This window comes from Phytobacter sp. RSE-02 (genome assembly GCF_040578655.1).
GTDB lineage: Bacteria > Pseudomonadota > Gammaproteobacteria > Enterobacterales > Enterobacteriaceae > Phytobacter > Phytobacter diazotrophicus.
The window spans coordinates 340,474-354,591 of the sequence record NZ_JBEULY010000001.1 but is presented as its reverse complement, the minus strand read 5'-3'; the positions used below and the strand labels follow the sequence as shown (position 1 = coordinate 354,591).

Sequence of the window (14,118 nt, the reverse complement as noted above, 5' to 3'; positions counted from 1 at the left end):
GGCGAGCGCCGGTAGCCCGATGATTACTTAAGTGAACCTTTGAGGAACTGCTGCAGACGTGGGCTTTTCGGATTGCCAAACAGCTCATCCGGCGCGCCCTCTTCTTCAATTTTGCCCTGATGCAGGAAAATCACATGGGTGGACACATGGCGGGCAAAGCCCATTTCATGCGTCACCACCACCATGGTTTTTCCCTCTTCCGCCAGTTGCTGCATGATGCGCAGCACTTCGCCCACCAGCTCCGGGTCCAGCGCGGAAGTGGGTTCGTCAAACAGCAAGACTTCCGGTTCCATTGCCAGCGCACGGGCAATAGAGACGCGCTGCTGCTGACCGCCAGAGAGATGCACCGGGTATTTCGCCTGCTGAACACCATCAATACCCACTTTTGCCAGGTATTTCACCGCACGCTCGCGGGCCTCCTGTTTGCTCAGCCCCAGCACCTGGATTGGCGCTTCCATGACGTTTTCCAGAACCGTCATGTGGCTCCACAGGTTGAAATGCTGGAACACCATTGTCAGGCGGGTACGCAACAAACGCAGTTGCTGTTTATCCGCTACCCGTAATTGACCGTCTTTATCGCGCACCAGGTTGATGTTCTCGCCATTGACGATGATCGTTCCTTCACTTGGCTTCTCAAGGAAGTTTATGCAGCGCAGAAAGGTACTTTTACCGGAGCCGGACGAACCAATAATGCTGATCACATCCCCGGCGTTAGCCTGCAGCGACACCCCTTTCAACACCTCATGCTCGCCGTAGCGTTTATGTAAATCGATAACGTTTAATTTATTGTCAGACATGATGTTCTCAGTGCGTCGAAGAAGGTTTTATATGCTGCAGCCAGCGTTTTTCCGCCTTGCGGAACAGGCTAATCAGCACATAAGAGATGATCAAATACAGTACTGCCGCCATACCAAACGCGGTGAACGGTTGGTAGGTCGCGGAGTTAATATCACGGGCGATTTTGAGCAGATCCGGCACCGTCGCGGTAAAAGCCAGCGCGGTAGAGTGGAGCATCAAAATCACTTCGTTGCTGTAGGCAGGCAGCGCAATGCGCAGCGCCGACGGCAGGATAATGCAGCGATACATTTTCACCGACGAGAAACCATAGGCGCGGGCGGCTTCAATTTCCCCGGCCGGTACCGAACGGATCGCCCCGGCGAAAATCTCGGTGGTGTAAGCACAGGTATTAAGCGTTAACGCCAGCACCGTACAATTAAGGCCGCTGCGGAAAAACGCGTTGAGCAGTTCCGTTCCCTTCACGATTTCCAGCGTATACATGCCCGAGTAAAACACCAGCAACTGCACATAGAGCGGCGTGCCGCGAAAAATATACGTGAACAGCCAGATGGGAAATTGAATGTATTTGTTGCTGGAGACGCGACCAATGGCCAAGAATACCGCCATGACGCCGCCCATCACCACCGAAGAGATCAACAGCCACAGGGTAATAGCCACCCCGGTGAAGCGGTAACCATCGGTCCACAACAGCGATTTCCAGTACTCCTGAATAATCTCGATCACAAGTCAGCCCTCTTCACACCTACGGAGTAGCGACGTTCGAGAAGAAGCAGTACGCCATTAGAAACGGTGGTAAACACCAGATAAATCAGGCCGCATACGACGGCAAAGTAGAACGGCTCCCAGGTACTTTTCCCGGCGAGCTGCGTGGCTTTCACCACATCTTCCAGCCCCAACAACGACACTAACGCCGTCGCTTTGAGAATAACCTGCCAGTTGTTGCCAATCCCCGGCAATGCGAAGCGCATCATGGCCGGAAACAAAATACGTCGGAAGGTCTGTGAGTTGGTGAAACCAAACGCGGTGGCAGCCTCGATATGCCCTTTCGGCACCGCCATATAAGCGCCACGGAAGGTTTCGGTGAAATAGGCACCATAAATAAACCCCAGGGTGATAATACCCGCCACCATAGGATCAATATCGAGTTGCTCCATACCCATCGCATCGGTCAGCGTGTTGAGGGCTATTTGCAATCCGTAAAAAATCAGCAGCATCAGCACCAGATCGGGCACGCCGCGAATCAATGTGGTGTAACCTTCAAAAACCAGCGCTAACGGACGGTTTTTAGAGAGCTTTGCGCCCGCACCGGCCAGGCCAATCAGTACCGCCAGCACCACGGAACTGATAGCCAGTTCCAGCGTGACAAGGGCACCATGAAAGATAACTTGAGAAAAACCATACAGCATGCAGCCTGTCCTGTCGTATTCGTGTCTGCCGCGTCTCTTCCCCTTCCGGGCGGAAGGGGTCGCACGTTAAACACGCGTGGAATTAACCACCATAAACATCAAAATCAAAATACTTTTTCGCCAGTTTTTCGTAAGTTCCGTCTGCACGCATTTCCGCGAAGGCTTTATTCAGCGCTTCACGCAGTTCGTTATCGTCTTTACGAATCCCCATACCGGTGCCGACGCCAAACAGCTTCTCGTCTTTAATAGACGGACCGCCAAATTTGTAGTCTTTACCCATTGCCGTTTTCAGGAAACCTTCGCTGGCGGCCACTTCATCCTGAAACGCAGCATCAATACGGCCTGCGGTCAGGTCAGAGTAGATATTGTCCTGTCCCTGGTAGGAGACGATTTCAATACCCTGCGGCGCCCAGTGAACATTACCGTACGTTTCCTGCGTGGTGCCCTGCAATACGCCAATGCGTTTGCCTTTCAGCTTCGCGAGATCGGGAACGATGTCAGAGTCTTTCGCCACAACCAGACGAGAATCCGCTGCATACAGCTTGTCGGTGAACGAAATTTCCTGTTGACGTTTTTCAGTAATTGAGAGAGATGACATGATGGCGTCGATTTTTTTCGCTTTAAGCGAAGGAATCAGCGCGTCCAGTGGGTTTTCAATAAAGACACACTGGGTTTTGATACGCGTACACAGCTCTTTCGCCAGATCGATGTCAAAACCAACCAATTCGCCCTGCGAATTCTTTGATTCGAAAGGAGCATAAGTTGGGTCAGTACCGATGCGGAGTTTTTGCGGAATGGCTGCGAATGCGCTTGAAACGCTGGAGATAGCGAGCACCAGAGAAAGTGATAACACCAATTTTTTCATAATTATCCTCAACAGACTGTCTTTCCTAAGGGATTTATTAGAAGAATACGGTGTCGCTATCGTGCCATTATATGGCACGGCAAGGCAAAGCATTCTGCCCGCCTGCCGGCTTTTTTTGCATGGTTTTTGCTTAACTATGCAGCGTTGCGCCATTTCGGTGCATCAGGCGCACCAACTTTAAACATCACACGTATTTATGCACCATCCTGGAAAACCAAAATGGCGCATCGTTTATCCCAAAAACAGCTGCTTTACTCGCCGTAGACGTTAAAGTCGAAATATTTCTTCGCGAGCTTATCGTAGGTACCGTCTTTACGAATTTCAGCAAAGGCTTTGTCGAAGGCCGCTTTCAGCTCGGTATCGTCTTTACGCAGACCGATCCCGGTGCCGTCGCCAAAGTATTTTTTATCTTTAACGGACGGACCGGCGAACGCAAAATCTTTACCGGCAGGCTGTTTCAGGAAGCCTTCGCTGGCAGCCACTTCGTCCTGGAATGCAGCATCCAGACGGCCTGCGGCGAGGTCAGAGTAGATCAGATCCTGGTTCTGGTAGGCCACCACGTCGATACCTTTAGTGCGCCAGTTGTCATTCGCATACCCTTCTTGCGTAGACCCCTGCAGAACCCCAACGTGTTTGCCTTTCAGAGAGTCCAGCGTCGGCACGATCGGCGAGCCTTTTTTGGCGATCAGACGGGAATCAGCAGCATAGAGTTTGTCGGAGAAAGCAATCTCCTGCTGACGTTTTTCGGTAATAGAGAGAGAAGAGATAATCGCGTCGATTTTCTTCGCTTTCAGAGACGGGATGAGCGCGTCAAAATCGCTGCCAACCCAGGTACATTTGACCTTGATGCGGGTACACATCTCATTACCGAGATCGATGTCAAAACCGACAAAATTCCCTTTCGCATCTTTGGAAGAGAAAGGTGCGTATGTCGCATCAGTACCGATGCGTACAGTCTGGGGAAGCGCTGCGTAAACACTGGATGCCGCGGACAGGCCCAGCAGTAAAGACAGAGCAATAACCGTCTTCTTCATACATTACCCTCAAGTATTCTGATTTTATTTTGTGCTGCGTTGTGTTGTGTGTTGCTACGAGTTTACTTGCACGTCTTATGCCAGATTTTTAGCGCTGAAAAACAACAGCGTTAAATTTGTTAATGAAACGTTGCAAATTGACCTTAATGGTGAAAGATAGCAGGTCCGCCGAACGAACCGGAGTGTTAACAGGGGAAAAAAGGAATTAAATGTTGAGGATATGATCGTGATTGCAAAAATGCCCTGAAAAAGGGCATCGGGCAATGATGCGCACTATCTGGAGGCGTCCCCCCCCTGCCAGCGGATGAACAGATCTTCCGGCAGAGCGATATCAAATTGATCCAGTACGCGGTTCACGGTCTGGTTAATAATGTCATCCAGCGTTTTCGGCGCATGGTAAAACGCGGGCACAGGCGGCATGATAACAGCCCCCAGTTCTGCGGCCTGGGTCATCAAACGCAGATGGCCTAAATGCAACGGTGTTTCACGCACGCACAGCACCAGCGGACGACGCTCTTTTAACACCACATCCGCCGCACGCGTCAGCAGGCCGTCTGTGTAGCTGTGCACAATGCCAGAGAGCGTTTTTATCGAACAGGGTAATACAACCATGCCTGCGGTCTTAAATGAGCCGGAAGAGATGTTAGCAGCGATATCGCGGGCGTCATGCACCACATCTGCCATAGCCTGAACATCACGCAGAGAAAAATCGGTTTCGAGAGAGAGGGTCTGGCGCGCGGCCGGGCTCATCACCAGATGGGTTTCAATGTCCGCCACGTCGCGTAATACCTGCAACAAGCGCACGCCGTAAATCGCGCCGCTGGCCCCTGAGATCCCCACAATGAGTCGTTTCATATCCGTCGCCTTTATCTACACTGAGGCAGACTTTGCCGGATTATGCCAACAGTTGCAACTGATGAGCGCCCCCTCCGGGCGGAGAGGGCGAAAACGGGTCGATTACCCTTCGTTGTGCATCTCTAAGCTTTCGAGATCGTTCTGCATCTGCACGGCTTTCGCATCGTCGTTACGCAGCGAGTCGAGGTAGTCGAGATACCCCTGATCCACGTCTTTGGTGACATAGATGCCGTTGAAGACTGAGCACTCGAACTGCTGGATATCCGGGTTTTCCGCACGCACAGCGTCGATCAGATCGGTCAGATCCTGGAAAATCAGGCCATCAGCGCCGATGATCTGGCGAATCTCATCCACTTCACGACCATGTGCAATCAGTTCGTTCGCGGTCGGCATGTCGATACCGTAGACGTTCGGGAAACGAATTTCCGGCGCCGCAGAGGCGAGGTACACTTTCTTCGCCCCGGCTTCACGGGCCATCTCGATAATCTGCTCGGAGGTGGTACCACGTACGATGGAGTCATCCACCAGCAGCACGTTTTTATCGCGGAACTCAGCGCGGTTCGCGTTCAGCTTACGGCGGACGGATTTACGACGCAGTTGCTGGCCCGGCATGATAAAGGTACGGCCAACATAACGGTTTTTCACAAAACCCTGACGGTACGGCTTGCCAAGAATGCGGGCGATTTCCAGCGCGATATCGCAGGAGGTTTCCGGGATGGGAATAACCACGTCGATATCCAGATCTTCCCATTCACGCGCAATCTTCTCGCCAAGCCTGGTGCCCATATTGACACGCGCGCTGTAGACGGAGATTTTGTCGATGAAGGAGTCCGGACGCGCAAAATAGACGTATTCGAACAGGCACGGGTTGCTGACCGGATTATCCGCACACTGGCGGGTAAACAACTGGCCTTTTTCGGTGATGTAGACGGCTTCGCCCGGCGCGATATCGCGCAGGAATTCAAAGCCCAACGTATCGAGCGCCACGCTTTCTGACGCCACCATGTACTCAGTGCGGCCGTCACCAATATCGCGTTTGCCCAGTACCAGGGGACGAATACCGTTCGGGTCGCGGAAAGCAACCATACCGTGGCCGATGATCATCGCAACACATGCATACGCGCCACGGATCTGGCGGTTGGTCGCGGCGACAGCGGCGAAAATGTTGTCTGCTTCCAGCGGATAATGGCGGAAATTATCCAGCTCGCTGGCGAAAATATTCAGCAGGATTTCGGAATCAGACGTGGTGTTGATGTGGCGGCGTTTTTCTTCAAACAGCTTTTTACGCAGCTCATGGGCATTGGTCAGGTTGCCGTTATGGGCAAGCGTGATGCCGTAAGGGGAGTTAACGTAAAAAGGCTGAGCCTCGGAGGCGCTGGAGCTGCCAGCGGTTGGGTAACGCACATGGCCGATACCCATGTTGCCCTGAAGACGCTGCATATGGCGGGCTTCGAAAACATCGTTGACCAGACCATTTGCTTTGCGCAGACGGAAACAATTATTTGCATCGATCGTGATGATGCCAGCGGCATCCTGACCACGGTGCTGAAGCACCGTTAACGCGTCATAAATCGACTGGTTGACCGGCATAACACCGGCGATACCGACAATACCGCACATACGTCTTTTCCTCGTTAAGCCACATCTCAGAGCGACTACGCTCTGGGCAAGAAACTTGACGAACTTTGCAGATAGTCAAAGAACCATCTGATGATGAAACTGAATTGCGGGATAAGCTGCGACTTCTGCCAGTCTTCGCTTTTTGACAGGCCCGTAAAGGTATCGAGAAAGAACAGAATGGCGGCGACAATTAGCACCCCGCGTAGCGCGCCAAAACAGATCCCCAACACCCTGTCTGTACCCGACAGGCCGGTTTTCTCCACAAGTTGACCTATCACGTAATTGACGATAGCGCCAACAATCAGCGTCGCGATGAACAGGATGGCGATGGATATCCCATTGCGCACCAGTTCGTCTTCAAAGCCCGTAAACCAGACTGACAGGTAAGTGTAGTAATGACTGGCAACAAAGAAAGCACAACCCCATGTCACCAGTGATAACGCTTCACGAACAAAGCCGCGGATGAGGCTAACCAGACAGGAAAAACCAATCACCGCGATGATGGCGTAATCAATCCAGACCATATGTGTCCCACGATTTACGCCCTGTCATCCAGTTCGGGGCGCATTCTAACAGAAAAAGAAAACGTTTGCGTAGGGATTTCCTTCCCGCGCGTAAATAAAAATGGCGCTGAAAAAATATTCAACGCCATCGGATCTTTAGCCTCTTCGGGCGTGTTTTTGAATTCGTATTTACACCCTCACCCCGGCCCTCTCCCTCAAGAAAGAGGGAGCAAACCATCCCCTCGCCCCCTCTGGGGAGAGGGTTAGGGTGAGGGGGAACAAACCGCACGCTAGTTCGCGCTATACCCCATTACCACACCGCTCAAGCCTGACAGTTGCTTAAGCTCCTCAAGCGACCCCTTGAGTTTATCTTTTGATGCGTCCGGACCGACCAGGATACGGGTGATTTTACCCTGTACTGGCGTAGTGGGCGCAGTATAAACGCGATAACCTGCACCGCGCAGTTTACCGACAATTTCATTAACTTTGTCAGCGTTCTTAAGCGCACCCAGTTGTACCACCCAGGCTTTACCCACTGGCGCAGACTTATCCGCCGCGGGCGGCTGATCCGCAGGCGGGGTTGCCGCCACCTGTTCTGCGGGTTTCTGTGGCTGTGGTTTGGGCTTCTCAGCCGGTTTTGGCTGTTCAACCTGCTTCGGCGCGACGGGTTGCATCGTGACATCCGGCGTCGTCGCCCCACTGACAGCCCGCCGGGAGGCATCCAGCGACGGCGCTGCCGCCTCGCCAGCCTGCACCTCTTCCGCGGCGCCTTCCGGCGGCTGAGCCGGGAGCGCCTGCGTGGCCGCAGGCATCATATCCGGTTCATCGCGATCGCCGGGTTTGGGTACCAGAGGAATGGCGGCGAACTCATCCTGATAATGTTTTTTTTGCCCGTCCAGCAGCCCGGGAAGAATAATCACCCCGAGCGCAACCAGCACAATGGTTCCCATCAAACGGTTCTGAAACTTACTTGCCACCGGTTCTCCCCGCTTCCATCGCTTCCATGACATGTGCCACCGTATGGAACGAACCACACACCAGCACGGTATCTTCTGCTGTGGCCTCCGCCATCGCTGCCTGCCAGGCCTGCGCAACGTGTTGATACGCCTTCCCTTGCGGTAAATGCGCCATCAACTGTTCTGCCGTCGCACCGCGTGGCCCCTCCAGAGGGGCACAATACCAGCTATCGACCACAGGCTCCAGACAGGCGAGCGTTCCGGCGATGTCTTTATCATGCAGCATGCCGATGACCGCCAGCACGCGACCGCGCTTAGGCTCTGCCGCCAGCCGCCCGGCAAGGTAAGCCGCCGCATGAGGATTATGCGCCACATCCAGAATAAGACGTGGGTTTTCAGCCACAATCTGAAAGCGACCAGGCAAAATTGCGCTGGCGATACCGTCACGAATAGCCTGCTCGCTCACCGCCAGCCCACTGGCCCGCAGTGCTGCAAGCGCCGTTGCGGCATTTGGCTGCGGCACCTGCGGCAGCGGTAAACCGCTCAACTCGCCCTGGCCGTCGCGAAAACGCCACTGGCCCTGCTCTACTTCATACTGCCAGTCTACGCCCCGGCGCATCAGCAGAGCGCCTTTTTCCACAGCCACCTCGCCGATGGTATACGGCATATCGCTTTCGCCGACTACCGCCGGTTTACCGCCCCGGAAGACGCCCGCTTTTTCGCGACCGATACTTTCTCTGTCTGGCCCCAGCCAGTCGGTATGATCAAGCGCAATGCTGGTTACCACGGCGACATCCGCATCGACCATATTGGTGGCGTCAAGACGCCCGCCCAGTCCCACTTCGAGGATAACAACGTCCAGCTTCGCCTGTTTAAACAGCCACAGCGCCGACAGCGTACCGTATTCAAAATAGGTTAATGAGGTTTCACCGCGCACCGCTTCAATTTCGGCAAAAGAACGGGTGTGGTCGAGTTCCGTCAGCTCCTCGCCCTGTACGCGGACGCGCTCGGTATAACGGATAAGATGCGGCGAACTGTAGACACCCACACGATATCCGGCCGCCAGAAGAATGAATTCGAGAGTACGGCAAGTCGTGCCTTTACCATTGGTTCCCGCAACGGTAAAGACAAACGGCGCCGGTCGCAAAACATCAAGACGCGCTGCAACCTGGCTTACGCGCTCAAGTCCCAGGTCAATGGTTTTGCTGTGCAGGTTTTCCAGATAAGAAAGCCACGCGGCCAGGGGCGACGTGGCTTGCAAAATGCGTTTATTTTCCATGATGCCCGTAGGATGTTTGACGATGTAAAAAGCAAAAGGGCAGCGCCGTGATGGCCCTGCCCTTCGGTATTATCAGGCCTCGGCTTCCTGATCGGGCACCGGGGGCACCACCACGCTTTCACGCGGCGCATCCGGGCTCGGTGCTGGCTGATTGGTCAGCTTCGCCAGGATGCTGGCCAGTTTCAGGCGCATTTCCGGACGGCGAACGATCATGTCGATCGCCCCTTTTTCAATCAGGAATTCACTGCGCTGGAATCCCGGCGGCAGTTTTTCACGTACGGTCTGCTCAATAACGCGCGGGCCGGCAAAACCAATGAGCGCTTTCGGCTCGGCAATATTCAGGTCGCCCAGCATCGCAAAACTCGCGGAAACGCCGCCCATGGTTGGGTCAGTCAGTACAGAGATATACGGCAGGCCGCGCTCTTGCATCTTCGCCAGCGCTGCGGAGGTTTTCGCCATCTGCATCAGCGACATCAGCGCTTCCTGCATACGTGCGCCACCCGAGGCGGAGAAACAAATCAATGGACAGTTATCTTCCAGCGCCTGCTCAACGGCGCGAACAAAACGCGCACCCACGACAGAACCCATTGAGCCGCCCATAAAGGCGAATTCAAACGCTGCCGCGACAACCGGCATACCATGCAGCGTGCCTTTCATTACCACCAGCGCATCTTTTTCGCCGGTCTCTTTCTGCGCCGTCGCCAGACGGTCTTTGTATTTTTTGGAGTCACGGAACTTGAGCACGTCTTTCGGCTCGAGTTCGCTACCCAGTTCCACCAGTGAACCTTCGTCCAGCAATGTATGCAGGCGGTTACGCGCAGTCATGCGCATATGGTGGTCACACTTCGGGCAGACCTCAAGGTTACGCTCCAGCTCGGCACGATACAGTACCTGGCCGCAGCTATCGCATTTCGTCCACACGCCCTCAGGGATGCTCGCCTTACGGGTGGGGGTAATATTGCTTTTGATTCGTTCAATCCAGCTCATTGATAACCTTTATACATGAACCTGGTAGCCCATAAATGGGGCACATTAAAACATAACAGTTCGCAACTTGGGATAAAAAAGTGGTCGAACCGCCATAGACATCTTATTTTGCCTGTCGCGCTGCCGCTCGACGGTGGCGAATGATCTCAATCACCCCAGGAAGTATAGACACCACGATGATCGCGACAATCAGTAACTTAAGATTTTCCTGCACCATCGGCAGCGTACCGAAGAAGTAGCCAGCATAAGTAAACAGTAGCACCCATAACAGCGCCCCGATCACGTTGAACGCCGCGAAATGACAGTAGGACATATGCCCCATCCCGGCAACGAAAGGCGCGAACGTCCGCACAATGGGGATAAAGCGGGCAAGAATAATGGTTTTGCCACCGTGTTTCTCATAAAACTGATGGGTTTTATCGAGATAGCTGCGACGGAACACTTTCGAGTTCGGGTTGCTAAATAGCTTGTCGCCGAACAGGCGCCCTATCGTGTAATTCACCGCATCGCCGAGGATGGCCGCAACAAGCATCAGCATCACCATAACGTGAACGTTGATATCGTTCGTGGGCAGTGAGGCCAGCGCGCCCGCAACGAACAGCAGCGAATCCCCCGGTAAAAACGGCGTGACCACCAGCCCGGTTTCGCAGAACAAAATCAGAAACAGGATCGCGTATACCCAGATACCGTATTGCGCGACCAGCTCCGCCAGGTGAACATCAATGTGCAGAATGAAATCAATAAGAAAGCGAATTACGTCCATATCGTCTATGCCTTGGTTGATTGCGACTAGTCCGCGAGAAACAGCGGACCCATTGGCGGGCGGGGTAAGTTGAAACGGTCCGGATAATCGACCGACACCAAATACAAACCTTCTGCTCTCGCCGTTGCTGCCGCCAGCGTTCTGTCCTTAGCCGCCAGTAGCTCTGCTATCCAGCTCTCCGGCTGGTTGTTGGCACCCACTTCCATCAGGCTACCGACAATGTTTCTCACCATATGATGTACAAAGGCATTCGCTTTGATATCCACCACCACATACGCACCATAACGCTGAACGTTAATGTGCATCATGTTGCGCCACGGCGTGCGCGACTGGCACTGTACCGCGCGAAACGAGGTAAAATCATTTTCACCCAGCAGACATTGCGCCGCACGCTGCATGCGCTCCGCATCAAGGGGCAGGTGATAATGCGTCACTCCCTGGTTCAGTACCGCCGGGCGTAAACGATGATTGTAGATAACGTAGCGATAACGACGCGCTGTCGCGCTAAACCGCGCGTGGAAATCATCGGGCACATCTTTCACCCAACGTACCGCGATGTCTCCAGGTAAATTCGCATTTACGCCCAGGGTCCAGGCCGCGTCTTTACGTACCGCGCGAGTCTCAAAATGGACCACCTGCCCTGTGGCATGCACACCGGCGTCGGTTCGCCCGGCACAAAAAACCGTCACCGGCTCATTGGCGACCTGCGACAACGCTTTCTCCAGTTTTTCCTGCACGCTGCGTACTTCTTGCTGACGCTGCCAGCCGTAATACTTACTGCCGTCGTACTCAATACCGAGCGCAATTTTCAACAGCGGTTGCTCAACAACGTCTGACATTAGTACAGGTACTCCTGTACCAGTTTCTCAGCGATTTTCACCGCCATCAGCGCCCCGCCAAACCGTACGTTATCTGCCACCGACCAGAACTGAATTTGTTCAGGCAGGCCATAATCGTTACGTACGCAACTGACTGAGAGATGTGCGCTACCGGAAGCATCGCCAACCTGGGTCGGGAATTCATTCTCTTCGGACAGCACAATATCTTCACCGCGGGCAAACGCATCACGGGCCTCTTCTGCAGCCAGTGGGCGCAGCGCTTCGAAGCTGACCATCTGCGCGTGGCCATAAAAGACCGGCGCGCGGACACAGTTCGCGGATATCATCAGCCCGTCGTCCTGCAGAATTTTACGCACCTGGTCCACCAGACGACGCTCTTCCAGAACCGCACCTTCACGGTCCGGCAGAATAGGCAGCATGTTGAACGCCAGTTGCCGGCCAAAGAAGTCGTCCTCGTCGATGGGAATACCGTTGAGCAATTTCGCACTTTGCCCGGCAAGGGCATCCACCGCCGGTTTGCCCTGCGCCGACACGGAGAGCAGACTGGTCACGCCAATACGTGACAGGCCACCTTCGTCGATCAGCGGTTTCAGCGCGATCAGCAACTGGCTGGTCAGGCTATCCGGCACGGCAATGAGATTACGATTGCGGTAATCGGCCAGAACAAACGGGTTCACCTCTGGCACAACCAGCGGCACATCCGGCTCCAGCGCGAACAGACCGCTGGTGTCAATCACCAGACAACCGGCGTTGGTGGCTTCTTCAATATTCTCAGCCGTCGCCTGGGCACCGGCAACAAAGAACGCCAGTTGCGCCTGCGTCCAGTCAAATTCCGCAACATCCTGAACGCGTACGGTTTTTCCGCCAAAACGCAGCGTCTCACCGGCGCTTTCATTACGCGCCAGCGCATACAAATCGCCCACCGGGAACTCACGCTCCGCAAGCGTTTCGAGTAAGGCTTCTCCGACAGCGCCTGTCGCGCCCAGTACGGCAATATTCCAGCCTTCAGACATGGTGATTTACTCCAGAAAAAAGCGTACCCGCCGGATTATCCGGCAGGTAGCATTAAGATGACATTAACGAATTGGGTGATGGACAGCGTTGAAACCCAGCTTTTGCAGCAGTGTAGCCGCCTGGTCGTCATCACACTGCACATACAGCGATGACCATTCCCGACGCTCAAGATAATTTTTACGCAGCTTGTCGAACTCACCCGGGATACCCGCCACTTTTCGCAGCAGTGCATCGTCGCGGCGCACATCATACACCAAATGAATGAGTCTTTTTAGGATCGACTGATCGAGCGGGCCGTGCAGCGTAATGCGACCGAACTCCGGCGCAGGCAGCAGCGTATCCAGCGCAACCTGCTGGCGCTTGCCGATAAAATCGCTAAACGCTTCGAATACCTGCGTGGTGCCACGTGCTTTCCCTTCCAGCGTATAGCCGGCGATATGCGCAGTACCGATATCCACTTTTGCCAGCAGCGCCACGTCGAGATCCGGCTCCGGTTCCCAGACGTCAAGGATAACGCTCAGCGGCTGGCCTGCCTCCAGACGACGCAACAGGGCGGCGTTATCCACCACCGGGCCCCGGCAGGCATTAATCAGAATAGCGCCAGGTTTCAGGCGACTAATTACCTCTTCATCCGCCAGATGCCAGCTTTTGTACGGCCCGTCTTTAAACAACGGCGTGTGGAAGGTCAACACATCAGCTTCGCGCACCAGGGCGTCGAGCGGCAGAAAATCACCCTCATCGCCACGGTCGGCACGCGGCGGATCGCACAGTAACGTACGTACCCCCCAGGCTTCCAGGCGCGCCTGCAGACGACCGCCGACATTACCTACTCCGACAATCCCGACAGTGCGGTCGCGCAGATCGAAACCGTCACGTTCGGCCAACAGCATCAGGGACGAGAAAACATATTCCACAACCGCAATGGCGTTACACCCCGGAGCGGCAGAAAAACCGATCCCCGCCTGCTGCAACCATTGCTCGTCAACGTGATCGGTACCCGCCGTTGCCGTACCCACGAATTTAATCGGCGTACCGCTGAGCAGCGCTTCATTCACCTTCGTCACGGAACGCACCATCAGCGCATCCGCATCCGCCAATTCCGCAGCCGGAATGGGACGACCAGGCACAGCTTTTACCTCACCCAGACGACGGAACAAATCGCCGGCATAGGGCATATTTTCATCAACAAGGATTTTCAC

Annotated in this window: 15 protein-coding genes; all 15 read right to left on the bottom strand. The window is 54.4% G+C overall.

Features of this window, described 5'->3' with window-relative positions:
* Nucleotides 1–23: 23 nt before the first annotated feature.
* The gene (gene hisP / locus ABU190_RS01530; RefSeq protein ID WP_039079858.1) at nucleotides 24–797 is read right to left on the bottom strand and encodes a histidine ABC transporter ATP-binding protein HisP; all 774 of its coding nucleotides are present in this window, start codon (nucleotides 795–797) and stop codon (nucleotides 24–26) included.
* A 7-nt stretch (nucleotides 798–804) separates the two neighbouring features.
* On the bottom strand, nucleotides 805–1,521 hold the full coding sequence (locus ABU190_RS01525; protein ID WP_039079857.1) for an ABC transporter permease: 717 nt from the start codon (nucleotides 1,519–1,521) through the stop codon (nucleotides 805–807).
* A complete protein-coding gene (locus ABU190_RS01520; RefSeq protein WP_039079856.1) occupies nucleotides 1,518–2,204 on the bottom strand; it encodes a histidine ABC transporter permease HisQ in 687 nt (228 codons plus the stop codon). The genes ABU190_RS01525 and ABU190_RS01520 overlap by 4 nt, the downstream gene beginning before the upstream one ends.
* A gap of 82 nt (nucleotides 2,205–2,286) precedes the next feature.
* Nucleotides 2,287–3,069 carry a histidine ABC transporter substrate-binding protein HisJ gene (gene hisJ, locus ABU190_RS01515; RefSeq protein ID WP_039079855.1) on the bottom strand — a complete coding sequence of 261 codons (783 nt, stop codon included), beginning with the start codon at nucleotides 3,067–3,069 and terminating at the stop codon, nucleotides 2,287–2,289.
* A gap of 251 nt (nucleotides 3,070–3,320) precedes the next feature.
* Complete coding sequence (gene argT, locus ABU190_RS01510; protein ID WP_039079854.1) at nucleotides 3,321–4,103, bottom strand: lysine/arginine/ornithine ABC transporter substrate-binding protein ArgT; 783 nt, start codon at nucleotides 4,101–4,103, stop codon at nucleotides 3,321–3,323.
* Nucleotides 4,104–4,376: 273 nt separating this feature from the next.
* A complete protein-coding gene (locus tag ABU190_RS01505; protein WP_354690196.1) occupies nucleotides 4,377–4,958 on the bottom strand; it encodes a UbiX family flavin prenyltransferase in 582 nt (193 codons plus the stop codon).
* A 102-nt stretch (nucleotides 4,959–5,060) separates the two neighbouring features.
* Entirely contained in the window at nucleotides 5,061–6,578 is a 1,518-nt protein-coding gene (gene purF, locus ABU190_RS01500) for an amidophosphoribosyltransferase (protein ID WP_354690195.1), read from the bottom strand.
* Between the two features lie 35 nt (nucleotides 6,579–6,613).
* Entirely contained in the window at nucleotides 6,614–7,102 is a 489-nt protein-coding gene (gene cvpA, locus ABU190_RS01495; RefSeq protein WP_039079851.1) for a colicin V production protein, read from the bottom strand.
* Between the two features lie 269 nt (nucleotides 7,103–7,371).
* Nucleotides 7,372–8,058, bottom strand: a complete 687-nt coding sequence (gene dedD / locus ABU190_RS01490; RefSeq protein WP_354690194.1) for a cell division protein DedD — start codon at nucleotides 8,056–8,058, stop codon at nucleotides 7,372–7,374.
* The gene (gene folC, locus ABU190_RS01485) at nucleotides 8,048–9,316 is read right to left on the bottom strand and encodes a bifunctional tetrahydrofolate synthase/dihydrofolate synthase (protein WP_354690193.1); all 1,269 of its coding nucleotides are present in this window, start codon (nucleotides 9,314–9,316) and stop codon (nucleotides 8,048–8,050) included. Before folC ends, dedD begins: the two co-directional genes overlap by 11 nt.
* Before the next feature lie 72 nt (nucleotides 9,317–9,388).
* Entirely contained in the window at nucleotides 9,389–10,303 is a 915-nt protein-coding gene (gene accD / locus ABU190_RS01480; protein ID WP_039079848.1) for an acetyl-CoA carboxylase, carboxyltransferase subunit beta, read from the bottom strand.
* A 103-nt stretch (nucleotides 10,304–10,406) separates the two neighbouring features.
* Nucleotides 10,407–11,066 (bottom strand): DedA family protein, encoded by a 660-nt coding sequence (locus tag ABU190_RS01475; protein ID WP_354690192.1) that lies wholly within the window; start codon nucleotides 11,064–11,066, stop codon nucleotides 10,407–10,409.
* A gap of 26 nt (nucleotides 11,067–11,092) precedes the next feature.
* On the bottom strand, nucleotides 11,093–11,905 hold the full coding sequence (truA, locus tag ABU190_RS01470) for a tRNA pseudouridine(38-40) synthase TruA (RefSeq protein WP_039079846.1): 813 nt from the start codon (nucleotides 11,903–11,905) through the stop codon (nucleotides 11,093–11,095).
* Nucleotides 11,905–12,918 (bottom strand): aspartate-semialdehyde dehydrogenase, encoded by a 1,014-nt coding sequence (locus tag ABU190_RS01465; protein WP_071196201.1) that lies wholly within the window; start codon nucleotides 12,916–12,918, stop codon nucleotides 11,905–11,907. The genes truA and ABU190_RS01465 overlap by 1 nt, the downstream gene beginning before the upstream one ends.
* A gap of 63 nt (nucleotides 12,919–12,981) precedes the next feature.
* Nucleotides 12,982–14,118 carry a 4-phosphoerythronate dehydrogenase PdxB gene (pdxB, locus tag ABU190_RS01460; protein ID WP_039079844.1) on the bottom strand — a complete coding sequence of 379 codons (1,137 nt, stop codon included), beginning with the start codon at nucleotides 14,116–14,118 and terminating at the stop codon, nucleotides 12,982–12,984.

Bases quoted from the DNA above. Each gene is read 5' to 3' on its own strand.
- argT (WP_039079854.1), bottom strand. From the start codon at position 4,103: ATGAAGAAGACGGTTATTGCTCTGTCTTTACTGCTGGGCCTGTCCGCG.
- truA (WP_039079846.1), bottom strand. From the start codon at position 11,905: ATGTCAGACGTTGTTGAGCAACCGCTGTTGAAAATTGCGCTCGGTATT.
- accD (WP_039079848.1), bottom strand. From the start codon at position 10,303: ATGAGCTGGATTGAACGAATCAAAAGCAATATTACCCCCACCCGTAAG.
- ABU190_RS01505 (WP_354690196.1), bottom strand. From the start codon at position 4,958: ATGAAACGACTCATTGTGGGGATCTCAGGGGCCAGCGGCGCGATTTAC.
- cvpA (WP_039079851.1), bottom strand. From the start codon at position 7,102: ATGGTCTGGATTGATTACGCCATCATCGCGGTGATTGGTTTTTCCTGT.
- ABU190_RS01475 (WP_354690192.1), bottom strand. From the start codon at position 11,066: ATGGACGTAATTCGCTTTCTTATTGATTTCATTCTGCACATTGATGTT.
- ABU190_RS01520 (WP_039079856.1), bottom strand. From the start codon at position 2,204: ATGCTGTATGGTTTTTCTCAAGTTATCTTTCATGGTGCCCTTGTCACG.
- ABU190_RS01465 (WP_071196201.1), bottom strand. From the start codon at position 12,918: ATGTCTGAAGGCTGGAATATTGCCGTACTGGGCGCGACAGGCGCTGTC.
- purF (WP_354690195.1), bottom strand. From the start codon at position 6,578: ATGTGCGGTATTGTCGGTATCGCCGGTGTTATGCCGGTCAACCAGTCG.
- folC (WP_354690193.1), bottom strand. From the start codon at position 9,316: ATGGAAAATAAACGCATTTTGCAAGCCACGTCGCCCCTGGCCGCGTGG.
- hisJ (WP_039079855.1), bottom strand. From the start codon at position 3,069: ATGAAAAAATTGGTGTTATCACTTTCTCTGGTGCTCGCTATCTCCAGC.
- hisP (WP_039079858.1), bottom strand. From the start codon at position 797: ATGTCTGACAATAAATTAAACGTTATCGATTTACATAAACGCTACGGC.